Annotated in this window: 18 protein-coding genes and 1 pseudogene; 11 read left to right on the forward strand and 8 right to left on the reverse strand. The window is 59.1% G+C overall.

Translation table 11 applies throughout. The annotated features are described in order from the left end of the window. Positions 1-59: 59 nt before the first annotated feature. Both DFS28_RS30685 and DFS28_RS00860 read left to right on the forward strand, forming a co-directional pair. Positions 60-236 carry a hypothetical protein gene (locus DFS28_RS30685; RefSeq protein WP_256596762.1) on the forward strand — a complete coding sequence of 59 codons (177 nt, stop codon included), beginning with the start codon at positions 60-62 and terminating at the stop codon, positions 234-236. Then, positions 199-623 (forward strand): annotated as a pseudogene (locus DFS28_RS00860) (N-acetylmuramoyl-L-alanine amidase); the annotation flags it as partial. The gene DFS28_RS30685 and the pseudogene DFS28_RS00860, both read left to right, overlap by 38 nt. Here the strand turns inward: DFS28_RS00860 and DFS28_RS00865 are convergent. Then, a complete protein-coding gene (locus DFS28_RS00865; protein ID WP_111448207.1) occupies positions 620-997 on the reverse strand; it encodes a glutamine synthetase in 378 nt (125 codons plus the stop codon). The pseudogene DFS28_RS00860 and the gene DFS28_RS00865 overlap by 4 nt on opposite strands. A 143-nt stretch (positions 998-1,140) precedes the next feature. Here DFS28_RS00865 and zigA point away from each other — a divergent pair, with 143 nt between their 5' ends. Both zigA and DFS28_RS00875 read left to right on the forward strand, forming a co-directional pair. After that, positions 1,141-2,349, forward strand: coding sequence for a zinc metallochaperone GTPase ZigA (zigA, locus tag DFS28_RS00870; RefSeq protein WP_111448208.1), 1,209 nt, complete (start codon positions 1,141-1,143; stop codon positions 2,347-2,349). After that, positions 2,349-2,999: a DUF1826 domain-containing protein gene (locus DFS28_RS00875; protein ID WP_111448209.1), complete on the forward strand. Its 651-nt coding sequence runs from the start codon at positions 2,349-2,351 to the stop codon at positions 2,997-2,999. Before zigA ends, DFS28_RS00875 begins: the two co-directional genes overlap by 1 nt. Before the next feature lie 4 nt (positions 3,000-3,003). On the opposite strand, the gene DFS28_RS00880 is transcribed toward DFS28_RS00875, so the two are convergent. Then, complete coding sequence (locus DFS28_RS00880; protein ID WP_008156668.1) at positions 3,004-3,360, reverse strand: hypothetical protein; 357 nt, start codon at positions 3,358-3,360, stop codon at positions 3,004-3,006. A gap of 26 nt (positions 3,361-3,386) precedes the next feature. Between DFS28_RS00880 and DFS28_RS00885 the strand changes: the two genes are divergently transcribed. Then, positions 3,387-4,358, forward strand: coding sequence for a GTP-binding protein (locus DFS28_RS00885; RefSeq protein ID WP_111448210.1), 972 nt, complete (start codon positions 3,387-3,389; stop codon positions 4,356-4,358). A 1-nt stretch (position 4,359) separates the two neighbouring features. Here DFS28_RS00885 and DFS28_RS00890 read toward each other — a convergent pair whose 3' ends face one another. Beyond that, on the reverse strand, positions 4,360-4,773 hold the full coding sequence (locus DFS28_RS00890; protein ID WP_111448211.1) for a DUF3301 domain-containing protein: 414 nt from the start codon (positions 4,771-4,773) through the stop codon (positions 4,360-4,362). Positions 4,774-4,893: 120 nt separating this feature from the next. Here DFS28_RS00890 and pdxY point away from each other — a divergent pair, with 120 nt between their 5' ends. Further along, positions 4,894-5,766: a pyridoxal kinase PdxY gene (pdxY, locus tag DFS28_RS00895; protein WP_111448212.1), complete on the forward strand. Its 873-nt coding sequence runs from the start codon at positions 4,894-4,896 to the stop codon at positions 5,764-5,766. 176 nt (positions 5,767-5,942) lie between these two features. On the opposite strand, the gene DFS28_RS00900 is transcribed toward pdxY, so the two are convergent. After that, the gene (locus DFS28_RS00900; RefSeq protein ID WP_074872148.1) at positions 5,943-6,425 is read right to left on the reverse strand and encodes an acyl-CoA thioesterase; all 483 of its coding nucleotides are present in this window, start codon (positions 6,423-6,425) and stop codon (positions 5,943-5,945) included. 249 nt (positions 6,426-6,674) lie between these two features. Between DFS28_RS00900 and DFS28_RS00905 the strand changes: the two genes are divergently transcribed. Next, positions 6,675-8,438 carry a cation:proton antiporter gene (locus DFS28_RS00905; RefSeq protein WP_008156658.1) on the forward strand — a complete coding sequence of 588 codons (1,764 nt, stop codon included), beginning with the start codon at positions 6,675-6,677 and terminating at the stop codon, positions 8,436-8,438. A 21-nt stretch (positions 8,439-8,459) separates the two neighbouring features. Here the strand turns inward: DFS28_RS00905 and DFS28_RS00910 are convergent, their stop codons facing one another. The 3 genes from DFS28_RS00910 to uvrD form a co-directional block, all read right to left on the reverse strand. Further along, positions 8,460-8,867: an SMI1/KNR4 family protein gene (locus tag DFS28_RS00910; RefSeq protein WP_008156656.1), complete on the reverse strand. Its 408-nt coding sequence runs from the start codon at positions 8,865-8,867 to the stop codon at positions 8,460-8,462. A 271-nt stretch (positions 8,868-9,138) separates the two neighbouring features. Beyond that, a complete protein-coding gene (locus DFS28_RS00915; protein ID WP_111448213.1) occupies positions 9,139-10,011 on the reverse strand; it encodes a Tim44 domain-containing protein in 873 nt (290 codons plus the stop codon). A gap of 304 nt (positions 10,012-10,315) precedes the next feature. After that, entirely contained in the window at positions 10,316-12,499 is a 2,184-nt protein-coding gene (uvrD, locus tag DFS28_RS00920; RefSeq protein ID WP_056738578.1) for a DNA helicase II, read from the reverse strand. A gap of 257 nt (positions 12,500-12,756) precedes the next feature. On the opposite strand from uvrD, the gene DFS28_RS00925 reads away from it, so the two are divergent. From DFS28_RS00925 to DFS28_RS00935, 3 genes are all read left to right on the forward strand, one after another. Then, entirely contained in the window at positions 12,757-15,630 is a 2,874-nt protein-coding gene (locus DFS28_RS00925; protein WP_111448214.1) for an EAL domain-containing protein, read from the forward strand. 135 nt (positions 15,631-15,765) lie between these two features. Beyond that, a complete protein-coding gene (hexR, locus tag DFS28_RS00930) occupies positions 15,766-16,632 on the forward strand; it encodes a transcriptional regulator HexR (RefSeq protein ID WP_008156648.1) in 867 nt (288 codons plus the stop codon). Positions 16,633-16,861: 229 nt separating this feature from the next. Continuing rightward, entirely contained in the window at positions 16,862-17,071 is a 210-nt protein-coding gene (locus tag DFS28_RS00935; RefSeq protein ID WP_008156646.1) for a PA3496 family putative envelope integrity protein, read from the forward strand. Here the strand turns inward: DFS28_RS00935 and DFS28_RS00940 are convergent. Continuing rightward, positions 17,013-17,975 (reverse strand): LysR family transcriptional regulator, encoded by a 963-nt coding sequence (locus tag DFS28_RS00940; RefSeq protein WP_111448215.1) that lies wholly within the window; start codon positions 17,973-17,975, stop codon positions 17,013-17,015. The genes DFS28_RS00935 and DFS28_RS00940 overlap by 59 nt on opposite strands. A 190-nt stretch (positions 17,976-18,165) precedes the next feature. Here DFS28_RS00940 and DFS28_RS00945 point away from each other — a divergent pair, with 190 nt between their 5' ends. After that, positions 18,166-19,581, forward strand: a complete 1,416-nt coding sequence (locus tag DFS28_RS00945) for an acetyl-CoA carboxylase biotin carboxylase subunit (RefSeq protein ID WP_046030798.1) — start codon at positions 18,166-18,168, stop codon at positions 19,579-19,581. The last annotated feature ends 5 nt before the right edge of the window (positions 19,582-19,586 follow it).

The raw sequence follows: 19,586 nt of genomic DNA on the forward strand, positions 1-19,586 counted from the left end.
TGCATGTTATGTTATTACATTAAAATCAACCATGCCTTTTTCATGAACAGGCTTTCATCATGCACAGACGTCACTTGTTGAACCTGATCCTGGCCAGCGCGGCCTTCGCATTACCGTTTGGCGTGTCGGCCACTCAGATTCGCAATGCGCGGCTCTGGCGTTCGGATGACAAGTTGCGATGGGTGTTCGATCTGAGTGGCGCCAACCGCGACGGCGCGTTTCATGGCGCAACGTGAGAATGGGGCAGACCTGTTGGGCGCTACCAGCCTGCTCAATCTCAAGGATAAGGACCCGATGCTCGCGGGGGGCATTCTCGACATGTCGATGAACGCGACCATCGCCGCCAGTTTGCAGTTGGGTAGCACGGTGCTCGGCAGCCTGGCAGGCATCACCACGCTGCATCAGAAGCGTGTGGAACAAGCGGGATTTGCGGTGCTGAAGTCGCCGGACGTGCCGTCGATCCTGGTGGAAACCGGCTTCATCTCCAACGCTCGCGACAGTCAGCGACTGGTCAGGCCGTAGCCGATGGCTTGTTTGAAGGGTTACAGCACTATTTCCAGAAAAATCCGCCGGTAAACAGTTACATCGCTTGGCAGCAAGAGCAGAAAAAATCCCAGGCCTAAAACCCTGCAATTCGGCTACAGGTGAACTTGCCGCTGCTACCACCGGAGCTGGAAAACCGATTGATCGTGGTCCAGCCGACGCGGCGGTTGTAACCGACCCAGGCTTCGCCATCGGATGCGATCCCAGTGAAAAACGTGAGTTGTCCGTAGCGACTGTTGGTCTGCGCCCAGTGGCGTTTACCGGCCGCTTCGAAGCCCCGCAGATAGATCGTGCTTGCGACGGTGTTGACGCTATAGGCGTTGCCCTCGCCATCCACGCAGGCCAGCAGATTGGCGCTGCGGGTGCATTTGGCCAGGCTCGGGCTTTGCGCCCAGGCGCCGACAGCGACCAGCAGCGAAACGCTCATCAGCGTTATTTTCAGGGCGACACGCATAGGATTTCTCACGGACCGAACGGGCTTGAGCATCGTGCCCTTTGTCATCTTGGGCAAGAGGAGAGTGGCTTGATTGTGTTGTTATACTATAACATCAAGTTAAGCCCGACATTGCGACCGGGCATCTCTGTGAGGAATACCTGATGCCCAATCGTCTCCCCGTAACCGTCCTGTCGGGCTTTCTCGGCGCTGGCAAAAGTACGCTGCTCAACTACGTGCTGCGTAATCGCGACAAACTGCGCGTCGCCGTGATCGTCAATGATATGAGCGAAATCAACATCGATGGCGGTGAAGTCCAGCGCGATGTCACCCTGAATCGTGCCGAAGAAAAACTCGTGGAAATGAGCAACGGCTGTATCTGCTGCACCTTGCGCGAAGACTTGTTGGAAGAGGTGAGCAAACTCGCCAAGGAGGGGCGTTTTGATTATTTATTGATCGAATCCACCGGCATTTCAGAGCCACTGCCCGTGGCGGAAACCTTCACCTTCCGTGATGAAGAAGGGCAGAGCCTGGCCGACATCGCCCGGCTCGACACCATGGTCACCGTGGTCGATGGCATGAACTTCCTGCTCGACTATCAGGCCGCTGAAAGCCTCGCTTCCCGTGGCGAAACCTTGGGTGAAGAGGACGAACGCTCGATCACCGACCTGTTGATCGAGCAGATCGAATTCGCCGACGTGATTCTGATCAGTAAGATCGACTTGATCAGCAGCCGCGAGCGCCAGGAGTTGATCGCGATCCTTGAGCGGCTTAACGCCCAGGCCGAAATCATTCCGATGGTGATGGGCGAAGTGCCGCTCAAGAAAATCCTCAATACCGGTCGTTTCGACTTCGAAAAGGCCGCTCAGGCGCCGGGCTGGCTACAGGAATTGCGTGGCGAACACGTGCCCGAAACCGAGGAATACGGCATCGCCTCGACAGCTTATCGAGCACGCCGACCGTTTCATCCGCAGCGTTTTTTCAACTTCATCGACCGCCCGTGGGTGAACGGCAAACTGCTGCGCTCCAAGGGCTTCTTCTGGCTGGCCAGCAAGCACATGGACGCCGGTAGCTGGTCCCAGGCCGGCGGATTGATGCGCCATGGTTTCGCCGGGCGCTGGTGGCGTTTCGTGCCGAAAACCCAGTGGCCGCAGGACGAAGAAAGCACCGCCGGGATCATGGAAAACTGGACCGCAACCACTGGCGATTGCCGCCAGGAACTGGTGTTCATGGGCCAGCACATCGACTTCACGCAACTCACCCATGAACTCGACAATTGCCTGCTGACCGACGATGAAATGGCGTTAGGCGTCGAGGGCTGGCGATCGCTGCCGGATCCATTTGGCCCGTGGCATGAAGAGGTGGCAGCCTGATGTTGGCACCCAGTCTGAAACTGCGGCCGATCATTTGTCAGGTTCAAGGTGAGACGCCGCGAGCGCTGACCCGAGTACTGGATGACGGTGTAAACCTCGCCGTTTGGCAGCGCCAACTGCCAGCGCACATCGCTGATTTCGGGCGTTTGCTGCTGTCCCTGAACGAGCCGTTGGCCGAGTCGTTGGTCCTGGAATTGCCCAGTGATGATACCGAACCCAATCTTCGCGGATTGGCCTCAGGTTTCAGCGATCTCGAAGGTTACGAAGGTTTAATCGCCGACGTCTCCTGGCTGGTCAGTGCTTTCGCCTGTTTGCTGGGCGCCAAGCGTGTCGGCCTGCGCCTGCGGGTCCTGGACAAGGCCATGTGCCCGCGCTTCCACGTCGATCACGTGCCGGTGCGGCTGATCACCACGTATTGCGGGATCGGCAGCCAGTGGCTGAAGGAAGGTGCGATGGATCGCCGACAACTGGGTAAAGCCGAAATCGAACCCCAAGACAATGCGCTGATCGAGCAGATCGCCTGCGGTGAAGTCGCGTTGCTCAAAGGCGAGAAATGGCATGGCAACGAAGGCTTTGGCCTGATTCACCGGTCGCCACAGCTTGCGTCCGGTGAGCGGCGGCTGATCCTGACGCTCGACTGGCTCAGCTAGCGGCTCACGGCTTGAGCCAGGTTCCCTGGCTCTGGGCTTCACAAAACGGCTTCAAATACGCCGCATCCGTGGCTACGCCGTAATAGTGAATATCCTGCCGGTAAGGCATATTGGCGACTTGGGCGTTGCTGCACACGCCGAACGCGCCGGTGGGGCATTGATCGACGTACTGCACCTCGACTTTCTGGCCGGGAAGGTTCGGCTGGCAGAACCCATCGGCGAACAGCTTTTCCGGGATGTTGCGGTTCTGCTGGCAGACTTTCACGTCGAGTCGCGCAGCCGTGCTATGTACCACGCAGGCTTGAGCCAGCGCCTCACCTGAAGTGAGCGCCAGGAGCAACGACAATCCCATCAACCGCATCCTTACCTCCTCAGAAACTTTCGACCATGTTGCAGAACATTCCCACTCACGTCATTGCTGGCCCTTTGGGTGCCGGCAAGACCAGCCTGATCAAGCACCTGCTGGCGCAGCGGCCGGCGAATGAGCGTTGGGCAGTGCTAATCAACGAATTCGGTCAGATCGGCCTCGACGCTGCATTGCTGACCCAGGACGCCGATGGTATCGCACTGGGTGAAGTGGCCGGGGGCTGTTTGTGTTGCGTCAATGGTGCGCCGTTTCAGATTGGCCTCGGGCGTTTGCTACGCAAGGCGCGGCCGGATCGGCTGTTTATCGAGCCCTCCGGGCTGGGGCATCCGGCGCAATTGTTCAGGCAATTGAGTGAGGCGCCGTGGCAAGGCGTGTTGGCTGTTCAACCCTGCGTACTGGTGCTTGACGCCCAGGCACTTGCTGCCGGCAAACCGCTGCCGGTGGCGCAACAGGAAGCGCTGAACAGCGCCGGGTTGTTGCTGATGAATAAAGCCGAAAATCTCGACGATGCTGATCGCCAGCGAATCGCTGCACAGTTGCCGGCGCGTCCGTTGTACTGGACGCAGCAAGCTGCGTTGCCATTGAGTGAGTTACCAGGGCTTGGGATTCAGGCTGTAGCGGGTGTGGATAACTTCGTTGCACCCAAAGGATTGGCACAGCTGCCGGCCATCTGGACCGACCCTGCACTGCCAATTTGCTTGAGCCAGGAGCAGGAGGGCGGCTGGAGCGTTGGGTGGCGCTGGCATCCGAGTCAGACTTTCGATGCGACGCTCGTTGGTCGTTGGCTTGAAAGCCTTGCCTGGCGGCGGGCGAAACTGGTTATCCACAGCGTCGACGGTTGGGTTTCGGTGAATGCGCTGGAAAACTCGGTGCTGGACTGGCAGCCCAGCGAATGGCGGCGTGATTCGCGCATTGAACTGATTTTCAGTGAGCCGCAGTATGTTGATTCATTACAAAGAGATCTAGCCGACTGCCGGTCGAGCCCGATTTAAATCACGGGCGCCATTTAGTGTGTTCTTGCCGCCACTGACTCATCTCGATCACCTCGGCGCGCGGTTTCACGACATCGGTCACCGCAGGTGTGTCGTCGAACGGCATCGGGTAGGGCTCCAGCTCAATCTGCGCACTGTGGGCACCAAACTGGGTGATGGTGCCGTTGTGACGGCTTTCACCGGTCACGGTGAATTCGAAGTTATACACACGGGCGAGGCGCCGCCGGCCGTTTGCGTCTTTAATGAATGCGATCTTCTTCAAGGCCACGTTGCCGTCCAGCAGCTCGATTCCGAGCTTGGCGCAATGCAGCTTGACCCGCTCCAGCGCGCGCTCGCGCAAGCCATGGTTGTGCCATAACCACGCGCCACCGGTGGCAAGCAGCATCAGGACGAAGATATTTCCAAGGGTCAGCATCAACACGTTGCTCCAACAAGATAGTGTCAGCTTAACTGCGTCGCCGGTCTGTCGTACAGGCTGTGTTTAGTCGCATACTGCGCGGCTTGAATTTCAATCGTTTGACGGAAAACCCACCGCATGAAACGTACGCCCCATCTGCTCGCCATCCAGTCCCACGTGGTGTTCGGCCACGCTGGCAACAGCGCCGCGGTTTTCCCGATGCAGCGGGTCGGGGTGAATGTCTGGCCGCTCAATACCGTGCAGTTCTCCAACCACACCCAGTACGGCCAATGGGCCGGTGAGGTGCTGGCGCCGCATCAGATTCCCGACCTGGTCGAAGGCATCGCGGCGATTGGCGAACTGGGCAACTGCGACGCCGTGCTGTCTGGCTATCTCGGCAGTGCTGCCCAGGGCCGGGCGATCCTGACGGGGGTGGCGCGGATCAAGTCGATGAATCCCAAGGCACTGTATCTGTGTGACCCGGTGATGGGCCATCCTGAAAAGGGTTGCAGTGTGCCCGCGGAAGTCAGCGATTTCCTGCTGGAGGAGGCGGCTGCGGTGGCGGACTTCATGTGTCCGAACCAGCTGGAGCTGGACAGCTTTTCGGGGCGCAAGCCGCAATCGTTGTTCGATTGCCTGGCCATGGCGCGAGCGCTGCTGGCGCGTGGTCCGAAGGCTGTGCTGGTCAAGCATCTGGACTATCCCGGTAAACCGGGGGATGTTTTCGAGATGTTGCTGGTGACGGCCGAAGACAGCTGGCATTTGCGCCGTCCGCTGCTGGCGTTTCCGCGTCAGCCGGTGGGCGTCGGCGACCTGACCTCCGGACTGTTTCTGGCTCGCGTACTGTTGGGCGATAGCCTGGTGGCGGCTTTCGAATTCGCCGCGTCGGCGGTACATGAAGTGCTGCTGGAAACCCAGGCTTGCTCCAGCTATGAGCTGGAACTGGTACGGGCTCAGGACCGGATCGCCCATCCGCGGGTGCGGTTTGAAGCAACACCGATCAGCCTCTGAGTTCCGCGTGAACCCATTCGCGAGCAAGTCGGATCGCCGCACCGCCGCTCCCACATTTGGCCTCCGTCGTACACAAATTTTGTGTTCACAGGAGATCCAGTGTGGGAGCGGCGGTGCGGCGATCCGACTTGCTCGCGAAGACTATCTAACGAACGACATCAAACTGACCGAACAGCTCAGGCGTCGCCTTTGATGTCCTGATAGCGCTTTTCCAGTTCCTGACGAATCTGCCGACGTTGCTGGGCCTGCATGAAGCGGCGTTTGTCTTCGCTGTTCTGCGGTTGCAGTGGCGGGACAGCAGCCGGTTTGCGGTCGTCATCCACTGCGACCATGGTGAAGAAGCAGCTGTTGGTGTGGCGCACCGAGCGCTCGCGGATGTTCTCGGTCACTACCTTGATGCCCACCTCCATGGAGGTGTTGCCGGTGTAATTGACCGAGGCCAGAAAGGTCACCAGTTCGCCGACATGAATCGGCTCGCGGAAAATCACCTGATCCACCGACAGTGTCACCACGTAGCGGCCGGCATAACGGCTGGCGCACGCGTAGGCCACTTCGTCGAGGTATTTGAGCAAGGTACCGCCGTGGACATTGCCAGAGAAGTTGGCCATGTCGGGGGTCATCAATACCGTCATCGACAGTTGTGCGTTTCCGGGTTCCATAGCGTTCTCACGGTTCAAGGCAGAATTTCGGAAGGGCGGCACCTCTGCGGGGGCCTTGTCAGCTTTTCAAACCAACAGTTATCGGGACGCCGGGCGGGTGGCTGCCGTCACGCCTGGAGCGATCTGTTTCCATATATTGCACCGCCTTTCTGCCAGAAGTCGCGGTGTTACCCTTCAAAAGCCCCTTCTCAAGGGGAATTCCCACGCGGAAAGTGGATTTTTCACCTTGCTCGAACAGGACCCCACACCATGCACGCCATCAGTTTCATTCAGGATCTGGCAGTGATCATGTTGATCGCGGGTGTGGTGACCGTGCTGTTTCATCGCTTCAAACAACCGGTGGTGCTCGGTTACATCGTCGCCGGCTTCATCATCGGCCCGCACACCCCGCCGTTCAGCCTGATCCACGATGAAGACACCATCAAAACCCTCGCCGAACTCGGGGTGATTTTCCTGATGTTCTGTCTGGGCCTGGAGTTCAGCCTGCGCAAGCTGTTCAAGGTCGGCGCCACGGCGTTCATTGCGGCGTTCCTGGAAATCGTGCTGATGATCTGGATCGGCTACGAGATCGGTCGCTGGTTTGACTGGAACACCATGGACTCGTTGTTCCTCGGCGCGATCCTGGCGATTTCCTCAACCACCATCATCGTCAAGGCGCTCAATGACCTGAAGATGAAGAACGAGCGCTTCGCGCAGCTGATTTTCGGTGTGCTGATCGTTGAAGACATCCTTGGCATCGGCATCATCGCCTTGCTGTCGAGCATCGCGGTCAGCGGCACGGTCAGTTCCGGTGAGGTGTTTTCAACGGTCGGAAAGCTCTCGCTGTTCATGGTTGTCGCATTGGTCATCGGCATCCTGTTGGTGCCGCGATTGCTGGCTTACGTGGCGAAGTTCGAAAGCAATGAAATGCTGCTGATCACGGTGTTAGGCCTGTGTTTCGGCTTCTGTTTGCTGGTGGTAAAACTTGAGTACAGCATGGTGCTCGGTGCCTTCCTGATTGGCGCGATCATGGCTGAATCCCGGCAACTGCTGAAAATCGAGCGTTTGATCGAACCGGTTCGCGACCTGTTCAGTGCGATCTTCTTTGTCGCCATTGGGCTGATGCTCGATCCGATGATCCTGCTGCAGTACGCGTGGCCGATTGCAGTGATTACCGTGGCCGTGGTGCTGGGCAAGATGTTTTCTTGCGGCCTTGGCGCCTTTATCGCTGGCAATGATGGACGTACCTCACTTCGAGTCGGGATGGGGCTTTCGCAGATTGGCGAATTTTCTTTCATCATCGCGGCGTTGGGCATGACGTTGCAGGTCACCAGCAACTTCCTCTACCCGGTCGCGGTTGCCGTCTCGGTGATCACCACGTTGCTGACGCCCTACCTGATTCGCGCGGCTGATCCGCTGTCGATCAAGCTTGCCGCGGTGATGCCGAAGCGACTGGGCCGGGTATTGGGGATGTACGGCGAATGGCTGCGTAGCATCCAGCCTCAGGGCGAGGGCGCGCTACTGGCGTCGATGATTCGGCGGATTCTGTTGCAGGTGGGGGTCAATCTGGCGCTGGTGATTGCGATCTTCTTCTCGGGTGCTTTTTTCGCCGAGCGCATGTCCGTTTACCTGCAAGACTGGATCAGCGACCCGAGCTGGCAGAAAGCGTTGATTTGGGGCGGGGCGTTGCTGTTGTCGCTGCCGTTCCTGATCGCCGCCTATCGCAAGCTCAAGGCGCTCTCGATGCTGTTGGCGGAGATGGGCGTGAAGCCGGAGATGGCCGGCCGCCACACGCAGCGAGTGCGTCGGGTGATCGCCGAAGTGATCCCGATCCTCTCGCTGCTGGTGATTTTTCTGCTGCTGGCAGCCTTGTCGGCCAGTATTCTGCCGACCAACAAGTTGCTGGTGCTGATCGTTGTCGTCGCGGCCGCTGTAGCGGCGCTGCTCTGGCGCTGGTTCATCCGCGTGCACACGCGGATGCAGGTGGCGTTGCTCGAAACACTGGACAACCACAAGGATTCGTCCGGGCATTAACCCTGTAGCGCGTCAGGCGTCTCAGCTTTCCAGCCAGACGTCCCGCGCCCAGTGCCATACCGATTCCCAGGTTTCTTCGGCGATCAGCTCTTCTTCGGCCAACCACAGCACCACGGTGCCGTCTTCTTCGACCAGGTAGTAGTTGTCACCGTCCTGGCAGATCGGAATCATGCTGCGATCAACACCCGCATCCCAGGCGTTGGCGGCAACGTCTGGCAGGTAGGTGTGGGATTGCGGGTCGGTGACGGTCACCGGCTCCAGGCTGCCGTAGACGACGTCGCTGACGGTCAGCAAAAACTCTCTGAAGACAAACGGAATGTCGATGAACAGCTGTTCTTCGATTTCCACCAATTGATCTTCGTCGGGCAACTCCAAGGGGACCGGTACCGGTTCGTTGGCTTCACGCAGTTGTTCGATGATTTCTTCCACGTCCGGGATCCTCTTGCTTGATGGCGCGGTTTAGTTGGGGCGGTTTATACAGTAGCTCGCTATAGATGTAACCGTGAAATAGAAAAACCCCGGCCAGGCCGGGGTTTTCGTTACAGCATGCTAGGTTCTGTCTGGAACGTGCCTGCGCGTCGATCATACTGCGTTAAAAACAGGCTCAGAATGCTCATTGACTAAAGTCAACTCCGCTTCCTCGCCTGTTTTTGCCTTGTCTGATCTTAGCTCGGCACCTTCCAGACAGAACCGGTAAGGATCAGCCGTTCTGGCGGATACCGGCGACCAGCCAAGGCTGGTTCTCGCCCTGCGGACGCTCCATGTTCCAGCTTTCGCTGAACACTTCGCCCTGGTCGAAACGCGAGGTCTTCGACACACCGGTGAAGGTCAGGGTGGCGATGGTCTTGTCGGCACGGTCATCCACGCCGTCCAGTTGAACATTGAGGTTATCAATGTAGGTGGACTGGAAACCGTCACCCAGATCGGCACGTTCGCGCTTGAGGAACTCCAGCAGTTGCGGGGTCACGAACTCGGCGATCTTGTCCATTTCGTTGGCGTCCCAGTGCTGCTGCAGGGACTGGAAGTGGTTGCGGGCCGCTTCAATGAAGTTCTTTTCATTGAACCAGGCCGGAGCGTTGATCACCGGACGAGCGGCAACCGGTGCTGCCGAGCCGCCGAAGACCGAACCCATGGCCGTTGGCTTCTGCTCGAACACTTCACGCTGCATCGGTGCGCCAGCTGGAGCCATGTGCTCCTGTTGCTTGCGACGACGAGCGGCGATGAAACGGAAGATCAGGAAGGCGATGACGGCCATGATCAGGATGTCGAAGATCTGCATGCCCTGGAAGCCGCCGCCCATGAACATGGAGGCCAGCAGGCCACCGGCCGCGATGCCGGCCAGAGGGCCGAGCCAGCGCGAAGCACCGCCGGCTTTGGCGGCAGCGCCAGCGGCACCGGCCGCGCCCGCAGTGGCGGCAGCACCACCTGCGGCAGAAGAAGGCGCCATTTGGCTGGTCTGGTGAGTCGGCGCAGCGCCGGAACTCTTACCGCCACCAAAGCGCTTGGCGTTGGCGTCGAGGCTCATCGTCAGGCCGATGCACAACGCCATGGCGATGCTAAGAAAACGTTTCATAAAGGGAATTCCCATTTGTGGATGGCACGCGCGCCATGTTGCACAGCTGAAGGGTTACTGGCTAGCGGCAGAGTGTTTCGGGCTTTTGCCTGACAGGTTGTGTTCAGCTTCAGTCAGCGCAATAAGGCCTGTTAGTTTTGGTCTGTAGGACGAGTGGATTAGTTCTGTAGGAAGTTTGGTGATTTCATCAGATCAACCTGTGGGAGCGGGCTTGCTCGCGAAGAACGATGACACGGTGTTTCTGATACACCGCGGCGCTGCCTTCGCGAGCAAGCCCGCTCCCACATTGGTCCTCTGGCGCGCTTTAGATCGCTTCGAGCTTTGCGTAACCCAACATCAGCCACTTGCTGCCTTCGCTGAAGTTCACCTGCACCCGAGCCTGGGCCCCGGCACCTTCGAAGTTCAGGATCACGCCGTCGCCAAACACCGAATGCCGTACGGCCTGGCCGAGGCTGAACCCGGTATCCGGGATCTCGCTACCGCCAAACAGGCTGCTGGAGCTCTGCTGCTGGCCACCGCCGAACGGACGGCTGACGCTGTTGGACAGCCGCACTTCCTGGATCAGGCCTTTCGGCACTTCACGTACGAAACGCGAGACCTTGTTGTAGGTCTCGCTGCCGTATAGGCGTCGGGTCTCTGCATAGGTCATCACCAGGTTCTGCATGGCCCGGGTGATACCGACGTAGGCCAAACGGCGCTCCTCTTCAAGACGACCCGGTTCTTCAAGGCTCATCTTGTGCGGGAACAGGCCTTCTTCCATGCCCACCAGGAACACGTAAGGGAATTCCAGACCCTTGGCGCTGTGCAGCGTCATCAACTGAATGCTGTCTTCGTGCTCGTCGGCCTGAGTATCCCCGGCCTCCAGAGACGCGTGACCGAGGAACGCCGCCAATGGCGTCAGGTCTTCATCTTCTTCAGCGTTTTCGAAGTTGCGCGCGGCGCTGACCAGTTCCTCAAGGTTTTCTACCCGGGCCTGGCCTTTCTCGCCTTTTTCCGCTTCGTGATAGGCGATCAGCCCGGACTGCTCGATGACGGTCTGGGTCATCAGATGCAGCGGCATTTCCATGCACTTGGCGGCGAGGTTCTCTATCAGCTCGATGAATGCGCCCAGCGCGCCGGCGGCACGACCGGTCAGGCCTTTGTTAGCCACCAGCAGGCGCATGGCTTCCCACATCGACACATCGCTGTGACGGGCATGGTCGCGGATCGCTTCAACGGTTTTCTCTCCGATGCCCCGGGCCGGAACGTTGATCACCCGCTCCAGCGCTGCATCGTTGCCGCGACCTTCCAGCAAGCGCAGGTAGGCCATGGCGTTTTTGATTTCTGCCCGTTCGAAGAAGCGCTGACCGCCATAGATGCGGTACGGAATGCGCTCACGCAGCAAGGCTTCTTCCAAAACGCGTGATTGGGCGTTGGAGCGGTACAAAATCGCGATATCGCTGCGAGCCAAGCCGGTTTTCAGCGCGCTTTCGATGGTTTCCACCACATAGCGTGCTTCATCGTGTTCGTTGAACGCGGCGTACAGGTTGATCGCTTCGCCTTCGCCGCCGTCGGTCCACAGCTCTTTGCCCATGCGTCCCGTGTTGTTGGCGATCAGGGCGTTGGCTGCTTTAAGGATGCCGGCGGTGGAGCGGTAGTTCTGCTCCAGACGAATGGTTTCGGCATCTGGAAAATCGTCGGAATACTGATAAATGTTTTCGATTTTCGCGCCGCGCCAGCCATAGATCGACTGATCGTCGTCGCCAACCACCATCAGACTGTCGCCACCCTTGGCCAGCAGTCGCAACCAGGCGTACTGCACGGCGTTGGTGTCCTGGAACTCGTCCACCAAAATGTGCCGGAAGCGCTTCTGATAGTGCGCCAGCAGGCCCGGATGATCGCGCCACAAGTCGAGGGCACGCAGCAGCAATTCGGAGAAGTCGATCACGCCAGCGCGCAGGCACGCAGCCTCATAGGCTTCATAAATGCTGCGCATGGTCGCCAGGAACAGATCTCCGCTGGCTTGAATGTGTTGCGGACGCAGACCTTCGTCTTTCTGCCCGTTGATGAACCATTGGGCCTGACGGGCCGGCCAGCGTTGCTCGTCCAGGCCCAGCTCGCGGATCACCCGCTTGACCAGTCGTTGCTGGTCGTCGCTGTCGAGAATCTGGAACGTCTGGCTCAGGCCGGCTTCCTGCCAGTGCGCCCGCAATAAGCGGTGCGCCAGGCCGTGGAAGGTGCCGACCCACATGCCGGCCGGGTTGATACCCATCAGTTGCTCGATGCGATGACGCATCTCGGCAGCGGCCTTATTGGTGAAGGTCACCGACAGGATGGAGTGGGGCGAGGCGTTTTCGACCTGGATCAACCAGGCGATACGGTGCACCAGCACTCGGGTTTTACCGGAACCAGCACCGGCCAGGACCAACTGACGACCCACGCGGGCAGCTACGGCCTGGCGTTGGGCATCGTTGAGGGAGTTCAGCAGAAGGGAGAGATCATCGCGCATCGGGGCATTCTAGGGGGCGGCGTCACACCGGGCAAACCCTGCATTGTTTTAGCCGATGAAAGATAGGTGCAGGACGACCGGTCAGTCACTGGCTGCAAGCGTTGGCGGGGCTCGCTTGGCTGCTTTTACACGGGGCCAGGCAGTCGATACTTTGGTCTATTTATGATCTGGGGCAGTTTGGTCCGGGCATTTGCTTGTGTATGCTCCGTCGACGTTTCGGGCGCATGCTCATCATTATAAGAACAAGAACATTGCCTATGACCCTCAGCACCGACCTGTCGGGCCCCGTTGTGGAGCCCCGGGTTATCCGCAAACAGTACGCCATGGAAATGGCGGTCGAACGCACGCGTCTGCTTTATCAGGGCTCGTTGCTGCCCACGTTATTCATGTTGATCAACGGTCTGGTTTGCGCTGGCTTGCTTTGGAGCCCGCAGCGTTACTTCCTGGTCAGCGTCTGGCTGGTGTGGCTGTTGTCGCTGGTGGCGTTGCGGGTGATTCAAGTCGCGGCCTTCGATTCGGCGATACCCAACCGTCAGGCCCATCCGATCTGGCGCCGGATGTTTTTGCTGGGTTCGGCCATGACCGGCCTGACCCTGGCCGGCGCTGGCATTGCGCTGGTACCCGCCGATAACTTCATGCAACAAGCCTGGGTGTTCGGCCTGATCGGCGCTGCAGCGCTTTCGGCCAGTGTTGCCTATGCGGTCAGCCTGCCGGCGTTCCTGTCCTTTACCTTGCCCTGTCTGTTGCCGGCCATCGGCTATCTGTTCTGGGGCGGCGATGAACAAGATCAGGGATGGGGCTGGTTCGGTCTGATTTTGTTGGGCGCGTTGAGTGTGGTCGCCTGGCAGGTCAATCGGCTCATCGATAGCGGGCTGTTGCGGCGCTTCCAGAATCAGGCACTGATCGAGCACTTGCAGCAGGCTCAAAACAGCAGCGATCAGCTCAATCAAAAGCTGGCCAAGGAAATCGACCAGCGCCGTCGTGCCGAAGACGAGTTGCGGCAAATTCAGATCGAGCTGGAAAGCCGAGTTGCCCAGCGCAGCCTGGAGCTGGACGCTGCCAATCAGGCCCTGAGCAAGAGTGAAGCGCGTCTGGCGCTGGCGTTGAAGGCCAGTGAGCTCGGTCTATGGGACTGGAACCTGCAAACCGACGAAGTCCATCACACCCATCTTCAGGAGCTGTTCGGCCTGGAGCCAGAATTCGTAACGGCGATGCTTCGCCACCTCAAGCCACGCCTGCATCCCGATGACTTGCCGTCGCTCAAGCGCGCACTGGTCGAGCATTTGAAGGGCCGCAGTGAGGACTACCAAATTGAGTACCGCGTACGTCACGGCGATGGCCATTGGGTTTGGATCGAAGACCGTGGTCGAGCGGTTGAGCGCAGCGAAAATGGCCGGGTGATCCGCATGGTCGGCACCCGTCGCGACATCAGCGTCAGCAAAGCGCTGGAAGAGCAACGGCAACTGGCCGCAACGGTGTTCGAAGCCGCCAGCGAAGGCATCGTGATTTTCGATCCGAATTACGCTCTGATCGCGGTCAATCAGGCGTTCAGCCGAGTCACCGGCTATGACGTTGAAGACATGATTGGACGCAACGTGGTCGAGTTGCCGTGCAGCCGCGATGCCCGCCGGCACTACGCTGCGATTCGTCAGGCACTGGAGCAGCATGGCAGTTGGCAGGGCGAGCTGGTAGAAACCCGCAAGAATGGCGAGTTGTATCCGCAATGGTTACAACTGAACGCGGTGCGTGATGCTCGGGGACATGTGAGCCATATCGTGGGCTTCTTCGCCGATCTATCGGCCCGGCGCGAATCTGAAGAGCGCATGCGTTACCTGGCGCATTACGACGAATTGACGGGTCTGGCCAACCGTTCACTGTTCCGGGAACGGCTAAGCGAGGCTCATCAGCGGGTGCGCCAGGGCGGCTACCGCAGTCTGGCGTTGCTGCACATCAATCTGGATCGTTTCAAGCTGCTCAACGACAGTCTTGGCCATGAAATCGCCGACCAGCTCTTGCAGAAGATGGCCCGGCGGCTGGTCAATGCGTTGCCTGAAGCAGACACCATCGCTCGCTTATCCGGCGATGAATTTGCCGTGTTGTTCAATGCCTACGGCAACCTGTCGAGCCTGGCGCGGGTGGCGACCCGACTGTCGACCAAGCTGCGCTTGCCGATCACTGTCGAGGGCCATGAACTGGTGGTTAGCGCGTCCATGGGCATCAGTATGTTGCCGGACAACGCGCGAGAAATTTCCGCGCTGGTCCATCAGTCCAATATGGCCATGCAGCACGCCAAGCACTTGGGCGGAAATAACTTCCAGTTCTACACCGACAGCCTGCAAGCCAGCACGCTGGAGCGCTTGCAGCTGGAAAATCAGCTGCGTAAGGCTATCGAAGAGAAACAGTTGATGGTGTTTTATCAACCGAAACTGTGCCTCGCCACGGGTCGGTTGAATGCCGCCGAAGCGCTGGTGCGCTGGGATCACCCGACCATGGGCCGTGTGCCGCCAGGGGACTTCATCGGCCTGGCCGAGGAAACCGGGTTGATCGGCCCGATCGGCGAGTTCGTGTTGCGTCAGGCCTGCTGGCAAGCCTGTGAGTGGCAGCGTCAGGGGCTTGCGCCGATTCGGGTGTCGGTGAATCTGTCGGTGCATCAATTACGTCAGGGCAAACTGGTCAGCCTGGTGCGTCAGGTGCTGGAAGAAACCGGTCTGGCGCCGCACTACCTCGAGCTGGAGCTGACCGAAAGTCAGTTGCTGGACAGCGTCGAACACATCATCGCGACCTTCCAGCAATTGCGTGATTTGGGGGTCAAGTTGGCGATTGATGACTTCGGCACCGGGTATTCGTCCCTGAGCTACCTCAAGCGCATCCCTGTGGATTACGTGAAGATCGATCAGGCATTTATCCGCGGTCTGGGGGAGGGTAGCGAGGATGCGGCGATCACCCGGGCAATCATTGCCATGGCGCACGGCTTGTCACTGAAAGTGGTGGCTGAAGGGGTGGAGCGGACAGAGCAGTTGGAGTTTTTGAAAGCCGAGCACTGCGATGAAGTGCAGGGCTATTTGATTAGCCGTCCTGTCGAGGCCGATGGCCTGGCGGCACTGTTGCGTGCGGACGAGAAACACTTGTAAGGGCTACATGGAGCGCATGTGGCGTGAAATGGGGACATCGAGTTACGCATTGAGCAGGCAAAAAGCCGATTCATGTAGTATAACTACAAGCGTGCTACATCCCCGGCACCTGCCAATAACAAAGAGTCCAGCCCTTTGAATCTGCTGCAACACATCGCCCAGTCACGCCACCTCTTACGCAAGTCGGAGCTCAAGGTCGCCGACCACGTGCTGCTTGATCCTGCGGCGGTGATGCACAGCTCCATGGCCGACCTGGCCCACAACGTGGGCATTAGCGAACCGACCATCGTGCGGTTCTGTCGCGCCATCGGTTGCTCCGGTTTCCAGGACTTGAAGCTGAAACTGGCACAGAGCCTGGCTGCCGGTGCCAGCTTCGGACAATTCGCTATTCATGAAGACGACTCGGTCGCTGACTACAGCCTGAAAATCTTCGACACCACCCTGCACACGCTGATGGAAGTTCGCGAGAAGCTTGATCCGGTGGAGTTGCAGCGTGCCGTGTCGCTCATGTCGCAGGCCCAGCGGGTCGAGTTTTATGGCTTTGGCGCGTCGGGTGCAGTGGCGGCCGATGCCCAGCACAAGTTCTTCCGCTTGTTGCTGACGGCGGCGGCGTATTCCGACCCGCACATGCAGGCGATGTCGGCGGTCACGTTGAAACCGACCGATGTGGCGATCTGTATTTCCCAGTCCGGGCGTTCCAAAGATTTGTTGATCACCGCCAATCTGGTGCGCGAAAGCGGCGCTTCGCTGATTACCTTGTGCCCGAGCCAGACACCGCTCGCCGAGCTGTCGACCGTCAACCTGGCGATCGATGTGCACGAAGACACCGAGATCTATACGCCGCTGACCTCGCGTATTGCCCACCTGGTGGTGATCGATGTGTTGGCGATGGGCGTGGCCATGGCGCGCGGGCCGAGCCTGGTCAATCACCTCAAGAGCGTCAAGCGCAGCCTGCGCAGCTTGCGGCTGTCACCCAAATCGGTAAAAGCGCTGGACGACTGACGTCGTCGTAAGGTCGTTCCGACCTTAATCGCGAGCAGGCTCGCTCCCACAGGGGGAGCGCGTCCGTCAGGACAACTCGGTCAAATGTGGGAGCGGGCTTGCTCGCGAAGGCGTCCTCAAACTCGCCAAGCCCTTCGCCAATGTTCACATCCCTGTAACCCGCACGCCGCCAAACCGTCATCCCTCGCGCCTATCTTGAAACTCCCGTCATCGCCTTGGGAGACTCGAAATGGCCCAGCCCTACGAAGAGCGCAACAGCGCCGTCAGAACCCGTCGTCAGCAGGAAGACCAGCGCCGCATGGAGTTTCGCCGCGCTATCGAAGATCGCTGCGAACGTCGCCAACTGCTGGCCGAGATTGGTGATTTCCCTGAGCTGGAGCTCAACTATTGGCAGGCGGCACCGGCAACTTCCCGTCGAAACGCTCAACCAGCGCGCTGATCTGCACCCGCTCGCTGCGAATAAACGCAAGGAACGCGTGCGCCACCGGTGACAGCCGTTTCGCCTTGGCTTGCACCAGGCACCAGCTGCGGTACAACGGCAGCTCTTCGACCGGCAACTCGATCAATCCGCCGGTCGCCAACTCAAGGTTCAGGGCGTGACGCGTCAACAGCGCCACGCCCAGACCCGCCAACACACATTCACGCTGCGCTTCGGCTGACGAGACTTCCTGGGTCTGGTTGAAGTGCACGCGCTTCTCTTTGAAATATTCTTCGCAAGCCAGCCGCGTCCCGGAGCCGGATTCGCGCATCAGCAGTGTGTAGGGTTCAAGATCCTGCAAACGCAGCGGGCCCATGTGGCACAGCGGATGATCCGGTGGCGCCACGGCAACGATCGGGTTGTTGAGAAATGGCAAGAACTCCAGCCCCATGTCCTGCGGCACCATGGACATGATCACCAGGTCGTCGCGGTTGTCCGACAGCCGTCGAATGACCTGCCCGCGATTGACCACCGTCAGTTGCAGGTTCACTTCTGGATGTTGGCGCTTGAACGCGGCAAACAGGTGCGGCACAAAGTATTTGGCGCTCGATTCCACCGCCAGTTTCAGCTGACCCTGCAACGATCCCTGCATGTCCGAAAGCTGCATGTCGAGGTTTTCCAGGCGCCCGAAAATGTCCCGGCTGGCGCGTTGAAGGGCTTCGGCTGCCTCAGTCATGTAGAGCTTTTTGCCGACGTAATCGAACAAAGGTTGACCAATCAGCTCTTCAAGTTGACGAATCTGTAGGCTCACGGCAGGTTGTGTGAGAGACATTTCATCGGCTGCGCGGCTGTAGGACCGCAAATCACAGACTTCATTGAAGATCTGCAATTGGCGCAATGTCATACGCATCAAAGACTTACGCATTTTTTAGGTGCTCTCATCGCAGGCTGATGAGTCAACTATAAGTCTTTACTTATGCCTGACCCAATAATTAATCATTTTTGTTAATCCCTTGTGGGGGCTAGTGTGGGCCTGCGACTGAATTGAAACATTTGGTCACGCGTCGACCTGGTCTAGCAGGTCGTGGGTACCACCGGCTCAAGGGAACCTCCAAGTGATAAAAAAGATCCTGATCGCCAACCGTGGTGAGATTGCCGTACGAATCGTACGTGCCTGCGCCGAGATGGGCATTCGCTCGGTCGCGATCTATTCCGACGCCGACCGCCATGCGTTGCATGTGAAGCGTGCGGACGAGGCCCACAGCATCGGTGCCGAGCCACTGGCCGGCTACCTGAATGCGCGCAAGCTGGTGAATCTGGCGGTAGAAACCGGTTGCGATGCGCTGCACCCCGGCTACGGCTTCCTCTCGGAAAACGCTGAGCTGGCAGATATCTGCGCCGAGCGCGGCATCAAGTTCATCGGTCCATCGGCTGAAGTGATTCGCCGCATGGGCGATAAGACTGAAGCCCGTCGCAGCATGATCAAGGCTGGCGTACCCGTCACCCCGGGGACCGAAGGCAACGTCGCGGATATCGCAGAAGCGTTGGTCGAAGGCGACCGCATCGGTTATCCGGTGATGCTCAAGGCGACTTCCGGTGGCGGTGGCCGTGGTATCCGCCGCTGCGATAGCCGAGAAGAACTTGAACAAGCATTTCCGCGAGTCATTTCCGAAGCCACCAAGGCTTTCGGTTCGGCGGAAGTGTTCCTGGAAAAATGCATCGTCAATCCGAAGCACATCGAAGCGCAGATCCTCGGTGACAGCTTTGGCAACGTGGTGCACCTGTTCGAGCGTGACTGCTCGATCCAGCGTCGCAACCAGAAGCTCATCGAGATCGCCCCGAGCCCGCAACTGACCCCGGAACAGCGCGCCTACATCGGCGACCTGTCGGTGCGCGCAGCCAAGGCCGTGGGTTATGAGAACGCCGGCACCGTGGAGTTCCTGCTCGCCGAGGGCGAGGTGTACTTCATGGAGATGAATACCCGGGTGCAGGTGGAACACACCATCACCGAAGAAATCACCGGCATCGACATCGTTCGCGAGCAGATTCGCATCGCCTCTGGCCTGCCGCTTTCGGTGAAACAGGAAGACATCCAGCACCGCGGTTTCGCGCTGCAATTCCGGATCAACGCCGAAGACCCGAAGAACAACTTCCTGCCGAGTTTCGGCAAGATCACCCGGTACTACGCCCCCGGTGGCCCCGGCGTGCGCACCGACACGGCGATCTACACCGGTTACACCATTCCGCCGTTCTACGACTCCATGTGCCTGAAACTGGTGGTGTGGGCGCTGACCTGGGAAGAGGCGATGGACCGTGGCTTGCGCGCCCTCGACGACATGCGTCTGCAAGGGGTCAAGACCACCGCCGCGTACTACCAGGAAATCCTGCGTAACCCGGAATTCCGTAGCGGTCAGTTCAACACCAGCTTCGTTGAAAGCCACCCTGAACTGACCAACTACTCGATCAAGCGCAAACCCGAAGAGCTGGCCCTGGCCATCGCCGCTGCCATCGCCGCCCACGCAGGCCTGTGAGGAAA

Origin of the sequence: Pseudomonas sp. 478 (assembly GCF_003254125.1) — a bacterium.
GTDB lineage: Bacteria > Pseudomonadota > Gammaproteobacteria > Pseudomonadales > Pseudomonadaceae > Aquipseudomonas.

Bases quoted from the DNA above. Each gene is read 5' to 3' on its own strand.
- DFS28_RS30685 (WP_256596762.1), top strand. From the start codon at position 60: ATGCACAGACGTCACTTGTTGAACCTGATCCTGGCCAGCGCGGCCTTC.
- DFS28_RS00865 (WP_111448207.1), bottom strand. From the start codon at position 997: ATGCGTGTCGCCCTGAAAATAACGCTGATGAGCGTTTCGCTGCTGGTC.
- zigA (WP_111448208.1), top strand. From the start codon at position 1,141: ATGCCCAATCGTCTCCCCGTAACCGTCCTGTCGGGCTTTCTCGGCGCT.
- DFS28_RS00875 (WP_111448209.1), top strand. From the start codon at position 2,349: ATGTTGGCACCCAGTCTGAAACTGCGGCCGATCATTTGTCAGGTTCAA.
- DFS28_RS00880 (WP_008156668.1), bottom strand. From the start codon at position 3,360: ATGCGGTTGATGGGATTGTCGTTGCTCCTGGCGCTCACTTCAGGTGAG.
- DFS28_RS00885 (WP_111448210.1), top strand. From the start codon at position 3,387: ATGTTGCAGAACATTCCCACTCACGTCATTGCTGGCCCTTTGGGTGCC.
- DFS28_RS00890 (WP_111448211.1), bottom strand. From the start codon at position 4,773: ATGCTGACCCTTGGAAATATCTTCGTCCTGATGCTGCTTGCCACCGGT.
- pdxY (WP_111448212.1), top strand. From the start codon at position 4,894: ATGAAACGTACGCCCCATCTGCTCGCCATCCAGTCCCACGTGGTGTTC.
- DFS28_RS00900 (WP_074872148.1), bottom strand. From the start codon at position 6,425: ATGGAACCCGGAAACGCACAACTGTCGATGACGGTATTGATGACCCCC.
- DFS28_RS00905 (WP_008156658.1), top strand. From the start codon at position 6,675: ATGCACGCCATCAGTTTCATTCAGGATCTGGCAGTGATCATGTTGATC.
- DFS28_RS00915 (WP_111448213.1), bottom strand. From the start codon at position 10,011: ATGAAACGTTTTCTTAGCATCGCCATGGCGTTGTGCATCGGCCTGACG.
- uvrD (WP_056738578.1), bottom strand. From the start codon at position 12,499: ATGCGCGATGATCTCTCCCTTCTGCTGAACTCCCTCAACGATGCCCAA.
- DFS28_RS00925 (WP_111448214.1), top strand. From the start codon at position 12,757: ATGACCCTCAGCACCGACCTGTCGGGCCCCGTTGTGGAGCCCCGGGTT.
- DFS28_RS00935 (WP_008156646.1), top strand. From the start codon at position 16,862: ATGGCCCAGCCCTACGAAGAGCGCAACAGCGCCGTCAGAACCCGTCGT.
- DFS28_RS00940 (WP_111448215.1), bottom strand. From the start codon at position 17,975: ATGCGTAAGTCTTTGATGCGTATGACATTGCGCCAATTGCAGATCTTC.